At 32.8% G+C, this 16,783-nt stretch carries 10 protein-coding genes; 3 read left to right on the top strand and 7 right to left on the bottom strand.

Translation table 11 applies throughout. The annotated features are described in order from the left end of the window. The first annotated feature begins 3 nt into the window (after positions 1–3). Positions 4–714, top strand: coding sequence for a hypothetical protein (locus tag CLV91_RS01920; RefSeq protein WP_121063424.1), 711 nt, complete (start codon positions 4–6; stop codon positions 712–714). 81 nt (positions 715–795) lie between these two features. On the opposite strand, the gene CLV91_RS01915 is transcribed toward CLV91_RS01920, so the two are convergent. The 6 genes from CLV91_RS01915 to CLV91_RS01890 form a co-directional block, all read right to left on the bottom strand. Next, on the bottom strand, positions 796–4,059 hold the full coding sequence (locus tag CLV91_RS01915) for a glycoside hydrolase family 2 TIM barrel-domain containing protein (protein ID WP_121063422.1): 3,264 nt from the start codon (positions 4,057–4,059) through the stop codon (positions 796–798). Between the two features lie 117 nt (positions 4,060–4,176). Then, the gene (locus tag CLV91_RS01910) at positions 4,177–5,862 is read right to left on the bottom strand and encodes a sulfatase family protein (protein ID WP_121063420.1); all 1,686 of its coding nucleotides are present in this window, start codon (positions 5,860–5,862) and stop codon (positions 4,177–4,179) included. 154 nt (positions 5,863–6,016) lie between these two features. Then, complete coding sequence (locus CLV91_RS01905) at positions 6,017–7,408, bottom strand: c-type cytochrome domain-containing protein (protein ID WP_121063418.1); 1,392 nt, start codon at positions 7,406–7,408, stop codon at positions 6,017–6,019. A gap of 21 nt (positions 7,409–7,429) precedes the next feature. Next, on the bottom strand, positions 7,430–8,560 hold the full coding sequence (locus CLV91_RS01900) for a twin-arginine translocation signal domain-containing protein (protein WP_211333181.1): 1,131 nt from the start codon (positions 8,558–8,560) through the stop codon (positions 7,430–7,432). Positions 8,561–8,571: 11 nt separating this feature from the next. After that, positions 8,572–10,089 (bottom strand): DUF1501 domain-containing protein, encoded by a 1,518-nt coding sequence (locus tag CLV91_RS01895; protein ID WP_121063416.1) that lies wholly within the window; start codon positions 10,087–10,089, stop codon positions 8,572–8,574. Positions 10,090–10,112: 23 nt separating this feature from the next. Next, positions 10,113–13,358: a DUF1553 domain-containing protein gene (locus CLV91_RS01890; RefSeq protein WP_121063414.1), complete on the bottom strand. Its 3,246-nt coding sequence runs from the start codon at positions 13,356–13,358 to the stop codon at positions 10,113–10,115. A gap of 176 nt (positions 13,359–13,534) precedes the next feature. Between CLV91_RS01890 and CLV91_RS01885 the strand changes: the two genes are divergently transcribed. Next, a complete protein-coding gene (locus tag CLV91_RS01885) occupies positions 13,535–14,392 on the top strand; it encodes a helix-turn-helix domain-containing protein (RefSeq protein ID WP_121063412.1) in 858 nt (285 codons plus the stop codon). Between the two features lie 2 nt (positions 14,393–14,394). Next, on the top strand, positions 14,395–15,258 hold the full coding sequence (locus CLV91_RS01880; protein ID WP_121063410.1) for a helix-turn-helix domain-containing protein: 864 nt from the start codon (positions 14,395–14,397) through the stop codon (positions 15,256–15,258). 1 nt (position 15,259) lies between these two features. Here CLV91_RS01880 and CLV91_RS01875 read toward each other — a convergent pair whose 3' ends face one another. Continuing rightward, positions 15,260–16,765 (bottom strand): sulfatase-like hydrolase/transferase, encoded by a 1,506-nt coding sequence (locus CLV91_RS01875; RefSeq protein WP_121063408.1) that lies wholly within the window; start codon positions 16,763–16,765, stop codon positions 15,260–15,262. Positions 16,766–16,783 lie beyond the last annotated feature (18 nt).

The raw sequence follows: 16,783 nt of genomic DNA, 5'->3' as shown, positions 1-16,783 counted from the left end.
GAAATGAAAAATATCAGAATATTAAGAAGAATACAAGTATTATTAGGGTTCTTGATAATTACATCTTGTGGAGGAAATAAAGATTCAGGGGAAAAAGAAGAGGTTATTCTAGATCCAACAAAAGCAGTTTTAGTGTATCCAGATAATAATGAAGAATGTACAGGTGGAACCGCAATATCTGATACCGAATCTAAATTAAATTTTGATTGGAATAAAGCCGATAATACGTCATCGTATACGCTGTTTGTTAAAAATTTAGATGCGAATAGTGTTGAAGAGTTCAATGCTAGCTCTGATGCTGTTGAAGTTACTTTAGAAAGAGGAGTGCCTTATTCTTGGTATGTAGTATCTAAATCTAATAAAACAACAGTCTCTGCTACAAGTGAAACATGGAAGTTTTATTTAGCTGGTTTAGGTACTCAGAATTATGCCCCTTTTCCTGCAGATTTAACAAATCCAGAAAATGAAACAGAAGTAACAACACTATCCATAGATTTAGAATGGATTGGCAGTGATGTGGATAATGATATTAAAGAATATGATGTGTATCTAGATACTAATGCAAATCCTACTACTAAAGTAGGGACAACGGCAACTGCGAATATAGAAGGATATGCTTTAAAGGCCAGTAAAACGTATTATTGGAAGGTTGTAACACATGATTTAAATGGTAATACTTCTACTTCTCAGGTGTATAGTTTTGTAACGAATTAAATTAAATCTTATATAGTAAAAACATAAAAGCCAGTGACTATTCACTGGCTTTTATGTTTTACTACGTTTTTGTATAAAATTTTACCACTTAATTTTTTCAGGATTTTTTACACTAGATGTAAATGGTATAAGGTAAAATGAATAGGAGTAAGCTCCAGGTTTATTCCTATATTCTTCATGTGCTTGCGCTCTATGTGACCAAGTGTTGTCACCCCCAACTCCTTGTTGTGATAAATCTATGTTCACAGAATAAACATCGCGGTCATTTAATTCATTTAAGAAGTTTGCTTCTTGCAAGTTATCTGTGCTAAAAGATTGTACACTAAAATTTAAAGGTTGTTCTCCTTTTACTAAAATACCCCTATTAGAAGAATTTGCTAAGCTAAACCATTGGGTTTCGGTATGGTTACCATACTCTTCTGGATAAGCGTATTTGTAATTGATAACTTCAGGTTTTCCTGAATACAAACCTATATGAGATGCGTAATTTCTATCCGAATAATTGGCATGTGGGCCTTTGCCTAAATACATAAGTTTTCCATAGTTTTTAGCAATATCAAAAGTCATACCAATACGTGGTGCATTTGGTGCATTTGCTCCAATAATTGTATGGTAATCTACCTTTACTTCACCACTTCCTAAAATAGTATATATAAGGGTAACAGAAGCTTTTGGTTTAGCAATATTTCCTTTTACAGTAACTACCACTTTTCCTTTTTCGGGAGTATCATAATTAATATTTTCAATACTTAAATTATCTCCGGCATGCATCCAATCTAATTCGGATTCTAATTTCATGGCTTTCCTATATGCTTCATCATTTTCTGTTTCAGCTCTCCAGAAATTTAACTTTAATGGCGTTTTCATAATAGTAACGCCTTTTGCTTTATAGGTTGAAATATAACCAGTTGATTTATCAACTTCTAGGGTGATTAATTTGTTGGTAATTGTAAGTCTGCTATTGTCTTCATTTACAACCAAAGCATTATTGCTTTTTAAAATTGCAGGCTCTGGTGACTTATAATCTAAGCTAAACTGCTCTTCAAAAACAACAAAACCTGTATTAGCCCATAACGTGTTTTTATTTAGTTTACCAACAATGTTTATATGGTAAACACTACCAGATTTAATTTTAGGCTTTTTAAAGTTGATGTTTAAATAACTAGACTGAAAAGGTTTAGTATGTAATGATGCTAAATCACCTTTTTGAATTACTTTTCCATTTTCAGTTACATTCCAAGATATATTATATTGCGATAAATCTATGGCATGATGACGATTTAAAATATTAAAGTTACCATTTAAGACATCTTTAGTAGAAATAACCACAGGCTGGTTTACTTTTCTACATTCAAAAATTTCTGGTTTTGGAGTTCTGTCTGAGGCAATAATACCATTTAAACAGAAACTACCATCGTTTGGAGTATCGCCATAAGAACCACCATATGCGTAGTATTCTTTTCCGTTTTCATCTTTTTTTAATAAACCTTGGTCAATCCAGTCCCAGATGTACCCTCCTAAAGCTCGGTCATTGTTATAAATAACGTCCCAGTATTTTTTCATGTTGCCAACGGAATTTCCCATGGCATGTGCATACTCACACATTAATACTGGCGTTTTTTTAAATTCAGCAGTATCGTCAATTAAATCTTGTAATTCTTGTGGTTGTGGATACATTCTACTAATCATATCAACCCATGGTTTATCTGATGGGTTTCCTTTACCAGGGTGAAAGAAATTCTTTTTATAATCAGGATGTGATGGCATACCTTGGGCACCTTCATAATGTATATAACGTGTAGGGTCAAAATCTTTAATCCAACCAGCCATGGCAGCATGGTTTGGCCCAGTACCGGATTCATTGCCTAAACTCCACATAATAATACTTGGGTGGTTTTTATCACGTTCTACCATTCTAACAGCACGTTCTAAATAGGCATTACTCCATTCGGGCACATTAGAAAGTTGCCCACGGAGACCGTGCGTTTCTAAATTTGCCTCGTCCATTACATAAATACCATATGTATCACATAAATCATAGAAGTAAGGATCGTTAGGATAGTGGGATGTTCTAACCGAATTGAAGTTAAACTGTTTAAGAAGTTTAACATCCTCTTCCATATCTTTGCGTGTAACCATTTTTCCGTTAATATGGTCATGGTCATGGCGGTTAACACCAATCATTTTAACTGCGTTGCCATTTACAAGAAAACGTCCTCTCTCATCAATCAAGACTTCTCTAAATCCAACTTTAGTACTAGTATATTGAATATTATTTCCTTTATTATCCTTTACAGTAAAAATCAAAGTGTATAAATAAGGGTCATCAGAGGACCATTTTTTTGGTGCTTTTATTTCGGTTTCAATTAAACCAAAATATACATTATCGCGTTGAGGGTAATTTTCGCCTAATATTTTGCTAAAATTAGTAGTTACTGCATCACCTACCTTGTTTCCATTGGCATCTAGCAATTCGGTAATTAGTTGCCAATCGTCTACAGTTGTTTTTAAATTGGTGCTGCCAAACTCACCTACTTTTGCAACATATTTATCTTTAATGTTCGCAATTATTTCGGGTCTTATTTGTAGTAAGGCATTTTCGTAATTTTCATCGAAATCTGTTCTAACCGCAAAGTCAGATAGTCGCACTTTTGGGTATGCTTGTAAATATACTTCACGTTCTATACCACTCATACGCCAGTGGTCTTGTGCTTCCAAATAACTACCATCGCACCAACGGTATACTTTTACAGCAACTTTATTTTCACCTTGCTTTAGGTGTTTGGTAATATCAAACTCGGCAGGTAATCTAGTATCTTCACTATATCCAACAAATTCGCCATTTACCCAAACATAATAAGCAGATGAAACGCCACCAAAATGAAGAATAACATCTTGATTTGCCCAATTTTCATCTATATTAAATGTTTTTATATAATGCCCAACAGGATTGTCATGATGGTTAATGTTAGGGAAATCGTTGAAAAATGGATATGTAGAGTTTGTATAAATAGGTTTTCCATAGCCTCTCATTTCCCAGTTTGAAGGAACATCAATAGTATCCCATTTAGAAGCATCGAAATCAAAATTTTGAAAATTTTCCGAAGCATCAGCAGGTTTTGCAACCCACATAAAATTCCAATCACCATTTAAAGATTTAAAAGAGCTAGAAGTAGTTCTTTTTCCTTCTATAGCTTGAGTTTTTGAATCGAAATTATAGAATGTTGCTTTAGACGGTAATCTATTAATTTGATTGACAGACGGGTTTTTCCAATCGTTTTTTTGTTGCCCAAAAATTAGGACGGTATTCCCAATTAAAACCAATAGGGCTATTAATTTTTTCATTAGAATAATTTAAGGATTGTTACTCGATAATCGAGATTTAAATACTCCGAGGCTTGCCTCGAAATCAAAATTAGTTTCCTAATAAATACCTCGTGGGCTTGCCCCGAGGTAGTTTACTTAGTCATTCCAGTGCTCGTCTATCACTTTTTGAATATGCGGATAGTTAGCATCTGTTTCGTTTAAATCTTTTCGCAGCTTAAGTAATTCTGTTTTTAATTCTGCTATAATCTCTTTGTTTGCAGGGTCGTTATATGCATTATTCATTTCTTTAGGGTCTTTCTTTAAATCGTAGAATTCCCAAGCAGCAGGGGTGTGGTTCGCGTAGTCATTACCCCAACTTGCTTTATTGTATTCTGCATCTGGATTATCGGTATCTACCCAATATTTGCCATAAAAGAAAATTAGCTTATAATCTTTAGTTCTTACACCAAAATGTGCAGGATTTTGGTGTCTATGCGCTAAATGCATCCAATACCTGTAGTAGGTAGATTTTTGCCAATCTGCAGGTTCTTTTCCTGTTTCTAAAATAGTTTTAAAGCTTTTTCCTTGCATGTAGTCTGGAGTTTTTCCGCCAGCTAATTCTATCATGGTAGGAGCAAAGTCTGTATTATTTATAATAGCATCTGTTCTTGTTCCTCCGGTAATTGATTTTGGATAGCGAACAAAGAAAGGCATTCGCATAGCTTCATCATACATCCATCTTTTATCAATATAATCATGTTCACCAAGCATAAACCCTTGATCACCTGTATACACAATAATTGTTTCTTCCAAAAGGTTTTCTTTTTCTAGATAATCTAATAATCGTTTTACATTATCATCGACACCTTTTACACAACGAAGGTATTTTTTAAGATAATCTTGGTAAACTTTACTAGTATACGTTTTTTCATCAGGAGTAAGCTCAAATTTTACATGCTGCTCAGACTTTATATCTCTTGCGTTTCCATATTTTCTATGTAAAGTAGTGTCATTCCAATAAATATTGTGCGCTTGGTTACGTATTAAATTTCTATGGGAAACAGAGGATCCAATAATACGTGTTAAAGAATCGTTTTTTCCTCTAGTAGCAATAGATCCATTATTTTTATTATCATATAAACTTTCTGGCTCTGGAATAAAAGTATCTGCTAAATACTCTTCATATCTTGTTGCATACTCAAAGTCATCATGTGGCGCTTTAAAATGATGCATTAGAAAGAATGGCTTGCTAGGGTCTCTTTTAGTCTGCAGCCAATCTAATGTAATATCAGTAATCATATCTGAGGAATGCCCTTTTGTTTTAACTACATTTTCTGGCCATGGCTTATCTCCTCGGATTCTAAAATCTGGATTAAAATATTTTCCTTGTACTGGTAACACTTGATAAAAGTCAAAAGAAGCAGGTTCTTCATGTAAATGCCATTTACCTACAATAGCTGTTTGGTAACCTAGCTTTTTCATTTCTTGCGGTAAGTATTGTTTTTCAATAGGAAGTATTCCTTCTAAATCTAAAACGCCGCTAGTTTGCGCTCGTTGACCAGAGAGTATTGCAGCTCTACTAGGAACACAAATAGCGTTATTTACAAAACAATTTTCAAAAATAATACCTTCATTTGCAATTTTATCTAAAGTTGGAGTAGGATTTAAGCTGGCGAGTCTACTTCCATAAATACCAAAACCTTGTGTGGTATGGTCATCTGCCATTATGTAAATAATATTTGGTTTTTTTACAGGCTCTTCCTTTTTCTCATTACAAGAGAATAAAAAGAAAACAAGTACATAGACTGCTAATACAAGCAATTTTTTACATAGTGCTAACATAGAGGGTAATTTTAGTTTTAAGTTTATTTGTAAAGTAAAAATACTTAATCTACTATTTTTAAACGATTAGATTCGTTCTTTTGGGTGCCACATATGGTTATATATACATGTAATAGCATATTTTGCACTAGACAAAAACTTAAGTTCACAAATATTAATTCCCTAAACTTATACTTGGGGCATTTTCTTTTTCTTTAAAAGATTCTAAATCTTCTTCTTTTATAGAAGTTTTCCAAGCATAAACATGTTCTAAATTTTTCATTTTTAAGAAAGTGTTTAAAGAGTTTTTAGATGCTTGAGTATTGTAAATATTTAGACTGTTAAGACTATTGAGATTTTCTAGAAAAGAAATCCCTTTGTCTGAGATAGCATTATTATTTAGGCTTAATTTTTGTAAATTTTTAAACCCCGAAATTTGAGTTAGGTGTTTATCTGTAATTCCATTATCGTCTGCATAAAACCAAAGAATATTATCTTTTATGTTAGATAAAGATTCTATTTTTTTAGCTATTTCTTCTGGAGTACTATTTTTTGTGCTTTTAGGAGGTAAAACTACTTCATACAAACTAGATTCAAACACAAGTTCTCTTAGAGTAAAACCTTGCGCTGTAACTGTACTTATAACTTCTTCGTTTATTGTGGAAACAGTTGGTAGTTTAGTTGCTCCTTTTTGTCCCTCAATTGGAATATCTAGCATATTAGAAGCAATATGAGTAATATTTTCTGGAGTTTCTATTGATGTAACCTTAGAAGAGTAGCTAGCATTGGCATTATCTATCCAATAGGTTAATATTGCTATTTCTTCTTCTGTTAATGGAGTTTTGCCTTCTGGAGGCATAAAATCATCATTGTGTGGATCAAGGAGAACTCTTTTTATCATTTCAGATTTTGCTGAATTTCCAACAATCAAGGCATCACCATTTTTACCACCTTTAGAAATAGAGGTGCTATCTATTAATGACAACCCACCTTTTTTCTTGCTAGAGTTATGACAACTTGTACATTTATTGTCTAGAATAGGTTCTACCAAATAATCATACACAACAGCATCTTCTACTTTTGTAATAGCAACTAGTTCTTTTTTCTCTTCTTTTCCAAAAGGTAAATATTTTACTAAATAATCACTACCATGGGTTAGATTGCCACCATAATGTCCTGTGATACTTAAAAGAATAACAAGTAATGTAAGAGTTGCAATATTACTTTTAAAATTACTACCAGTTGGGAGTTTAATTTTATCAATGCGTATAAGCCAAGCAACAAAAGCAACAATTGTGGTTGCTATACCAAACCAAAAATGACTGTCTACAGCGCTTTCTTCATAATCTCCGCTTAAGGAAAGCATGTAACCAAGAATACAAGATATAGTAGCTGTAATTGCACCCATTAAAAGGGCTAAAGGTATACCAGCTAATAGGGCGTTATTTTTTTTCCACTTACTAAATACTTCTAGTAAAAAAGCAAAAAATAAAAAGCCTATTGGCATATGTACAATAAGGGGGTGAAATCTTCCTAAGAATAAAACTATATCTGGTGCTTGATCCATAAAATAAACTGTAATATTTTTTTAAACGCGCTCTAATTTATACGGCGCAGAATGGTTGGCATTCCACTGGCATATGTATACATTTTTGTCTTCATCAATACATACGTCATGGCCATGTAAAATTGGTTTTTCTTCTATCTGGAAAGATTTTTGTAGTTCGCCATCTTTGTAAGTTGGCTCTGTTCCTCCAGGGTTAGAGACTACTTTGTCCCCTTCCATAATGGTTACAAAACCTGTATGGTCTCTCCAATTGGTTTTATCAGTTTTTGGTTGCGACCAACAAACGCCAGCATATAGATTATCATCATCAAAAACCGCTCTACATACCTGCATGTTTGGCATATTTATGGTTTTAATATACTTGCCATCTAAGGTGAAATATTTAAAACAATTTTGCGAACGTGATGTGCAAACTACCATTGGGTTGCCTTTTTCTCTGTAGTCTATGGCTACACCATGTGCACTTACTAATCTATAGTTAGGGTCTGGATTATCACTGCCACCCCAATGACGAATGTATCTTCCATGTAAATCGTACTGAATAATTCTGCTTTGTCCATAACCGTCTGCCACATAAATATCACCATTAGGGCCAATAGCGGTTTCGGTTGGACAAAAGTGTTCTCCTGGTTTGTATACACCAATAGTTACTGGGTGACCAATATCAAAAATGACTTTACCATCAACTGTAGTTTTAGCAATACGACCGTTGTGTTTTACCATTTTGTTGTTCTTTCCTAATGCCCAACCAGAATCTGCTATATACAACATGTCTTCTCCTCCTTCGTCATGTATTGTTAAACCATGACCACCTTGGTAGGCAGTTCCCCAATAGTCTAATAATTTACCAGATTTATCAAAAATTAAAATATTATTTTGTGGGTGATCTCCAATCATTATTAATCTTCCTTTACTATCCATTACCATTTCATGGCAATTAAGTAAAGGGATTCTAGTAGAACTTATCTGAGCCCAATTTTTAGTTAACTTATATTTATAATCTCCATGCCCAAGAATAGTATTTGTTTCATTAAGTAAATGATTTACACTTTCTTTTTTTGTAATAATGGTGGCTCCAAAAGCAGATGAAGAGGAAGCCAAAGCGGCACCTGCTAAACCTGTTTTTTTAATAAAATTTCTTCTTGTAGACATTATTGGTTGGTTTAGGTTAATAAATCTTTTACAATATTTCCATGGACATCGGTAAGTCGGTAACGTCTTCCTTGGTGTTTAAAAGTAAGTCGCTCATGGTCTACACCTAATAAGTGTAGTAATGTTGCATGAAAATCGTGTACATGTACTGGGTCTTTTACAACGTTATAACTAAAATCATCTGTTTCTCCATAAGTAAATCCTGGTTTTACACCTGCACCAGCCATCCACATAGTAAATGCTTTTGGGTGATGGTCACGACCATAGTTATCTTTAGTTAATTGTCCTTGAGAATAAACAGTTCTTCCAAATTCTCCTCCCCAAATTACTAAAGTATCATCTAACATTCCGCGTTGTTTTAAATCTTTAATTAAAGCGGCTGTTCCTTGATCTGTTTTTTTAGATTGATTTTTTACACCTCCTGGGCATGCAATATGTTGGTCCCAACCTTGATGGTACAGTTGTACAAATTTCACTCCTTTTTCTAAAAGTTTTCTTGCCATTAAACAATTTGCAGCATAGGTTCCTGGGTCTCTACTATCTTTTCCATACATATCAAAAATATGGTCTGGTTCATCAGATAAATCGGCTACTTCAGGAACAGATGTTTGCATTTTAAATGCCATTTCATACTGAGCCATTCTTGCCTGTATCTCAGGATCACCGTAGTCATCATTTTGAATATCATTTAAATGGTTTAAATAATCTAACATATGCCTTCTATCATGACCATCATAATTTTCGGGGTCACTTAAATAGAGTACCGGGTCTTTTCCTGATCTAAATTGAACACCCTGATGTTCTGTTGGTAAAAATCCATTACCCCATAAACTAGCCTTTAAAGGTTGTCCTTTTCCATTTTTAGAAACAAGCGTAATGAATGTTGGTAAGTTTTCATTGTCTGAACCTAAACCATAACTTAACCAAGAGCCAATAGATGGTCTTCCAGGTAATTGGTGTCCTGTTTGCATAAAGGTAATAGCAGGAGTGTGGTTTATTTGGTCGGTTTGCATTCCTTTTACAAAGCATAAGTCATCTACTACTTCCGATAAATAGGGCATAGCATCACTAACCCAAGCTCTAGACTCCCCATATTGTTTAAAATTAAAAGAAGAAGGGGCAACGGGTAATGTACTTTGGCTTCCACTCATTCCAGTAAGTCTTTGACCTCCAATAATAGATTCTGGTAACTCTTTACCAAACATATCGGTTAGCTTTGGTTTATAATCAAATAAATCTATTTGAGAAGGACCTCCGCTTTGGAATAAATAAATAATTCTCTTTGCTTTAGGAAGATGATGTGGTAAGCCTAACCTGTTTTTATTATAGTTTTTTAATATTTGCTCCTGTGCGCTTTCATTACTTATATTGGCAAGTAATTTTTCTGACCCTAATAAACTACTTAATGCCATAGCACCAATACCCAAAGACGTTTTCTTTAAAAAATGTCTTCTATTTAATTGTTTTTCAATTTCTTGAAAATCTTTGTTGTTGGAAGTTAGTTTGCTATGTTCGTGATTATTACACATAATATTTTATTTTAGAATGCAAGTTATCTTTTGGTGATACTGGCATCAGAATTCATAATTGTACTAGCTACTACAGCATTGGCTGCAACTATTGCCACATCATCCTCAGATGTAATTCTGTGCTCTCCAAGACTTATCCAGCCTTTAGCTTTGGCTTTATTAGCTCTAAATTTTTCTAACTCTTCTTTTTGTAGTGCTATTAATACCTCTAATTCTTTAGGTTTTATGCTTCTGCCTGTTAATTTCCTAAAAGTGGTAGATATTCCTTTTTTTACAGTATCATAATCTGCCATTTTTTTTCCTAAAACTCTAGAAGCTTCAATAAAAGTAGGGTCATTTAATAATACTAAAGCCTGTAATGGTGTATTAGTTTCTTGTCTTCTTGTGGTGCATAAATCTCTAGTAGGGGCATCAAACGTAGCAAGAGTAGGGTGCGGTACTGTTCGTTTCCATATGGTATAAAGACTTCTTCTGTATAAATCTTCGCCAGTTCCTACATTATATTTGTCTCCGTTTACAAGCCATAATCCTGGCGGTTGGTATGGGCTAACACTTTTTCCTCCAATTTTTTTACTTAATAATCCAGATGCAAATAATGCATTATCCCTAAGCATTTCTCCAGATAAACGTTTTGCAGGACCCCTTGCTAAGAGCCTATTTTCTTTATCCATATTTAATAGCTTTTCACTAACAATACTACTTTGTTGGTAGGTGTTAGATAGCATTATTAGTTTGTGTAATGCTTTTACATCCCAACCAGATTCTATAAATGTAACCGCAAGCCAATCTAATAATTTTGGATGGCTAGGTAGCTCTCCTTGGTTGCCAAAATCTTCGGAGGTTTTTACAAGTCCGTTTCCAAAAATATTTTGCCAATATCTGTTTACAGTAACTCTTGCCGTTAGTGGGTTGTCTTTATGCATAATCCATTTAGATAAACCAATTCTGTTTTTTGGTAAACTATCTGGGAAAGCAAATATTTTTTCTGGAACACCTGGAAAAACAGAGTCCGTAGGAGAGTCATATTGCCCTCTATCTAAGACATAAGCTTGTCTTGGTTTTTCCATTTCTTTCATTACCATTATTTCCTTAACGGGTTCTAAACTATCTACATAGGTAGCTCTAGCTTTAGCTAGTTCTTGCATAGATTTTTTGTAGTTAGAAGATTTGTTAGCTAAATAGTATTTTTTAAAAAGATCTTTTTCTTTTTTTGAAATAGTATTGTTTGACATAGCTATCATTTCATTTAACCCTTTTTTATTAGCAATTTGCATTACTTCTAGTTGGGTTAACTCACGATTAAAAACCATTAAATCATCTACCGCACCGTTTCTTAAACCTTTACCTCTCCAGATAGCACCAATTCTTAAACCTGGTTCAGTTTTTCCTTTATAAATTCCTATAGATTGATTTTTGAAAATAATATCCTTATATAGATTATCTACCTTGACCTCTGTTTCTAGTTTTTCTCCATTTAAATATATAGAAACACCTTTGGCTTTACTTGATCCATCATATGACATTGTTAGTTGTATCCATTTATTTTTTGGGACATTTATAAGCGATTGTGTAACAATAGCATTTTCTGGCCAAACATGAGCTAAAAGAGCTTCAATCTTATTGTCTTTTATATTTAAATGGTAACCTCTATAGCTATGTAATTCTGGACCTTGCATTTTATGAAAAATAACCCCATTTTCTAAATCTTCTGGTACAAATACTTGGATTCCGATACTAAACGCTTCACTTCGATTAAAAATCCCTATTTTGTCTAAATCTAACCAAGTGTCTCCATCCATAGATAAACCATCTCCAGATGCACCTTTTTGAAAAATGAATTTTTGATTGTCAGCATATTGCTGGCGCATCCTTATATTTTGCTTTGTTTTTTGTGGTATTTTGTTTTTTATCTTTTTACCATTAAAATCAAAATAAGCAACTAAGCCAGAAGGATTATTTTTAGTATTTATTGTTTTGTAGTTTTCTTTAGAAATCCAGTCATTAACTTTTTCTTCTTCGGTTTTTGCTATGTTTTTTGTATTCTTTTCTTTATCGTTAACTAATGTTTCTAAATAAGCTAAAACATCTTCTTGTTCTTTAGTGGGTAATAGCATATTTGGTACAGGTGTTGCTAAATCCCATGGTATTAATCCTGTTTCATTTATATTATTAAAGAAACTAAACATCTCAAAATGGTCTTTTTGAGAAATTGGATCATACTTGTGGTCATGACATTTAGCACAAGCAACAGTTAATCCTAAAAATGCCTGACTAACAGTAGCGGTGCGATCTGCTACATATTCTACACGAAATTCTTCATCTATAATACCGCCTTCTAAATTTTGTGGGTGCAACCTATTAAAAGTGGTAGCTAATTTTTGCTCTCTTGTTGCATTAGGAAGCATATCTCCTGCCATTTGCCATAAGACAAATTTGTCATAAGGCATGTTCTCATTAAAGGATTTTATAACCCAGTCCTTCCAAGGAGAAACATCTCTAAACCAGTCTACACTATACCCGTGAGTATCTGCGTATCTAGATAAATCCATCCAATCTAAAGCTCTTTGTTCTCCATAATGAGGAGAGGCTATAAGGCGATCTATTTGTTTTTCATATGCATTAGGGGAATCATCTTTAATAAAAGCTTCTAACTCTTCTATCGTTGGAGGCAGTCCTGTTAAATCTAATGAAGCTCTACGGAGTAATAACTCTTTGTCTACCTTAGGAGCTTGTTCTAAACCATTTAGTGCTAATTCTTCTAAAACAAAATTATCTATAGGATTTGCAGCTTGCTCTGTGTTTTTAACTTTAGGGACTTCATATTTTACCGGTTTAATAAAAGCCCAGTGTTTTTTATATTCTGCACCATCTTCTATCCATTTAATTAACACCGCTTTTTCATAATCTGTTAGTGTTAAATGGGACCCAGGTTCTGGCATAATTAACTTAGGGTCATCGGTTATTATACGATGAAAAAATTCACTCTTTTTTAGGTTTCCAGGTGTAATTGCTACTTTTCCAGGGTTTTCTGGTAATTCTGCATAAGCAAATTCTGCTTCATGAAGTTGTAAACCAGCTTTTATGTCCCCTTTATCTGGACCATGGCATAAATAACATTTATCCGATAGTATGGGTTTTACATGTTGGTTAAAATCTACCTCTTTTGGTAAATTATCATAAGCATTAGCTACACTTTCTGGTAATTCTGGTCCGCCACAGGAAGTGAAAATTATGGTAACTAAAAAAAAGAATTTGGCAAAATTTATCATAAAATGACATTTATCATATAAAAAAACAAAGTTATATTTTGTAAAATCATAATTCTTGCTTAAATCAGTCAAAAATTTGTACATTTCCGACCTGTATAGTGTTTTTGTGTCCTTTATTTACACTATAAACTATTCAAAATAAGTCTTTAGAATAGTTTATCATAAGAATTATTAAGATGAATTTATTAGAAACATTAAAGCTCAATTTACTACATACTGGTTATGCAGAGTTAGATGATAAATGGGATTATGAGAATGTTATAAGCACCTTTGTAAGGTTATTTTTAGTAACAAAAGGTTCAGCTGAAATGGAACATTCTGGTTCTTTTTTTACTTTAAAACCTGGGAAAATGTATTTGATACCAAGTTTTACTTATAATAATTATAGATGTAGAGATTACCATGAGCAGTACTATACTGGTTTTTTTGAGGAAACATCTCCTGGGGTTTCCATTTTTAACTTAAATGAATTCGTTTATGAGGTAGACGCAAGTAAATTAGATGAGCAATATTTTAAAAGATTATTGGAATTACATCCTAATATGAGTGTTGAAAACTCGGATCCAAAGTTATTTATGAATGGTGGATTAATTAAAATGGGAGATAGCTTGGAAAATAATTTAAAACTTAAATTAGAAACAAAGTCTATTTTAGAAATATTGCTTTCTAAATTTATTACAAACGAGATTAAGAATGAGCTTAAAACTAGTACAGGAGATTTAAATAAAGTTTTAGTTTACATTTCTAAAAACCTTTCTAAGGAGATAAGTGTAGACCAACTTGCAACTTTTTGTAATTTAAATACAGATTATTTTTCAAGAAGTTTTAAAAGTATATATGGCGTTAGACCAAACCGTTTTATACAATTAAAACGTGTAGAGAGAGCTCAGTTCTTATTACTTTCTTCTCAAAAACCATTAAAACAAATTGCAGAAGAAGTTGGTTTATATGATGGAGCATATTTATCAAAAACATTTAAGAAACTAACAGGGGTTACACCGGCTGCTTTTAGAAAACAAAAATTAAGTAATTAGTTATGTACTCTATACTACAACCCTTAAAGGTTAATTTACTGCATGTTGGCTTTGCTGCGCTAGATAGTAAATGGAATTTCACAAATGTTATTAGTCCGTTTTCCAGATTATATTTAATAACAAGTGGTGAGGCCTATATTTACCATAATAATATTGAGTTTAAGTTAAAACCCGGCTATTTATATTTAATTCCTAGCTATACTTATAGTAGTTATAAGTGTAATTTAAATCATGAACAATACTATATAAGTTTTTTTGAAGAGACTAGTAAAGGTGTTTCTGTGTATAATTTAGTAAATTTTAAATATCAAGTACTGGCAAATGATTTAGATATTGAATGTTTTAAAAGGTTACTTAAAATAAATCCGAACAGTAGTATAGTAAATAGTGACCCTAAAACGTATACAAAAAATTCTATTCTAGAGAGTTTTAATAATACAAATAAATTTTTATCTACATCTAAATTGATGGAGACCAAAGCTTTGATTAAGTATTTCCTATCAAAGTTTATTGATAATGAAGTAGAGTCTAAAAAAAATATCAAACGTAATTTAATGGAGGTTCTAAATTATATATCCGAAAATTTGCATGAACCTATATCTGTAGAAAGTTTAGCTAAACACTGTAATTTAAGTAAAGATTATTTTTCTAGAACTTTTAAAAAACAATACTCTATGGGGCCTAGCCAATATATACAATTACGAAGAATAGAAAGAGCCCAGTTGTTGTTGTTAACAACAAAGGACTCTTTTCTTGATATTTCTTTAAGAGTTGGGTTCTATAATTACTCTTATTTTTTAAAAATTTTCAAAAAAATTGTAGGGAAAACACCTAGTGATTTTAGAAAAAAACAAATAAGTATTTGATCTATAGTTTTTTATATATATCTTCTATATTTAAAGGGTCATTTAGTTCTTTTTGCATAACAATTAGTTCCTTAAATAAAGTGTCTACCTTTTCTTTATAGGAAGCTTCATCTGCTAGGTTTGTTATTTCTTCTGGATCCTTCTCTAGGTCATAAAGTAAAACCTTTTCTATTTTGGGGTATATTATAAGCTTAAAACCATCCTTGCGGATCATACGTTGTAAGTCTACATAGCCATTATATATTGCATTGTAATTACTTTTAGATTGTTTTCCTGTAACCAAATCCATAATACTATTAAAGAAAACATAGTCGGGTTTTTTTACACCACCTAAATCTATAGCTGTAGCCATTGCATCTTGTAAGTAAATATCTGCATCTATTTTTTTGTTTTTAGGAACATTTGGACCTGTTATCATAAATGGAGCTCTAATACTATGGTCAAACTGTGATTGTTTTCCAATTAATCCATGTCTTCCTGCTGCTAAACCATGATCCGCAGTAAAAATAATATAGGTGTTATCCATTTTACCAGTAGCTTCTAAACGGTCTAAAATTTTACCTATTTGTACATCTAAATGTGTAATTAATGCATAATACTCTTGAATGTGTGTTTTTGTTGCATATTCTGTTCTTGGGAATGGCGCTAAAGCTTCATCTCTTAAATTATGACCGCAACCCATATCATCTTTATAAGTATATTCTGGCATCCAACTCTCAGGTATACTAATATTATCTAAAGGGTATTTGTCTAAAAACTCTTGTGGAGCCTGTCTTGGATCATGTGGAGCATTGAAGGCTAGATACATAAAGAAAGGGTTGTCTTTCTTTTCGGCTTTATCAATAAAAGAAATAGCGTCATCTTTTAAAACTTCACTCCAGTGTTTACCTCCTTTCCAGAAGCCTCCAAATTTTTTATCTGTAGGAGACCATGACGTATCATTTTTACTTAATGGTCTATTATATCCTACAGGCATTACACTAGCAGGTTTAATGTTTGTGCCTTTTATTTCTTTAAAAGTTTTTACCATATCATCATGTTCCCATGCATCTCCTGGCATTCCGGGTCTAATATGTACTACATTCTGAAAAACACTATCTGCTTTAGCATCTACATGCCATTTTCCTGTCATGTATGTGTCATAACCAGCACCTTCCATTAGTTTTCCCCAAGTTTTTTCTAATCCCTTGTTTTTTGGCCATCCTTGGCGAAAACTATTTACATCCCAGACACTTCTTCCAGAAATCATCATTGCCCTAGAAGCTGCACATATTGCTCCATTCCATGCGCCCATATTGTAGGCATGTGTAAAAGTTGTTCCTTGGTGTACTAAACGGTCTAAATTTGGGGTCATAATTTCTTTATTTCCTAAAGAATTTAGTGCAGAATACGTCATATCATCAGCAAAGATGAAAACAACATTTGGTTTAGATTTTTCTTTAGGTTTTTGTTCGCTTTTACAGCTTAAGAAACCTATAGTTAGAAGTAGTAAAATTATTTTTTTCATAAGATAAATTTTTCTCGG

The organism is Maribacter vaceletii (assembly GCF_003634105.1).
Taxonomy (GTDB): Bacteria; Bacteroidota; Bacteroidia; order Flavobacteriales; family Flavobacteriaceae; genus Maribacter_B; species Maribacter_B vaceletii.
This window is presented reverse-complemented; position numbering and strand designations above follow the sequence as displayed.

What these genes read in the sequence shown, in the direction of transcription:
- CLV91_RS01920 (WP_121063424.1), top strand. Translation starts at nt 4, where the DNA reads ATGAAAAATATCAGAATATTAAGAAGAATACAAGTATTATTAGGGTTC.
- CLV91_RS01915 (WP_121063422.1), bottom strand. Translation starts at nt 4,059, where the DNA reads ATGAAAAAATTAATAGCCCTATTGGTTTTAATTGGGAATACCGTCCTA.
- CLV91_RS01910 (WP_121063420.1), bottom strand. Translation starts at nt 5,862, where the DNA reads ATGTTAGCACTATGTAAAAAATTGCTTGTATTAGCAGTCTATGTACTT.
- CLV91_RS01905 (WP_121063418.1), bottom strand. Translation starts at nt 7,408, where the DNA reads ATGGATCAAGCACCAGATATAGTTTTATTCTTAGGAAGATTTCACCCC.
- CLV91_RS01900 (WP_211333181.1), bottom strand. Translation starts at nt 8,560, where the DNA reads ATGTCTACAAGAAGAAATTTTATTAAAAAAACAGGTTTAGCAGGTGCC.
- CLV91_RS01895 (WP_121063416.1), bottom strand. Translation starts at nt 10,089, where the DNA reads ATGTGTAATAATCACGAACATAGCAAACTAACTTCCAACAACAAAGAT.
- CLV91_RS01890 (WP_121063414.1), bottom strand. Translation starts at nt 13,358, where the DNA reads ATGATAAATTTTGCCAAATTCTTTTTTTTAGTTACCATAATTTTCACT.
- CLV91_RS01885 (WP_121063412.1), top strand. Translation starts at nt 13,535, where the DNA reads ATGAATTTATTAGAAACATTAAAGCTCAATTTACTACATACTGGTTAT.
- CLV91_RS01880 (WP_121063410.1), top strand. Translation starts at nt 14,395, where the DNA reads ATGTACTCTATACTACAACCCTTAAAGGTTAATTTACTGCATGTTGGC.
- CLV91_RS01875 (WP_121063408.1), bottom strand. Translation starts at nt 16,765, where the DNA reads ATGAAAAAAATAATTTTACTACTTCTAACTATAGGTTTCTTAAGCTGT.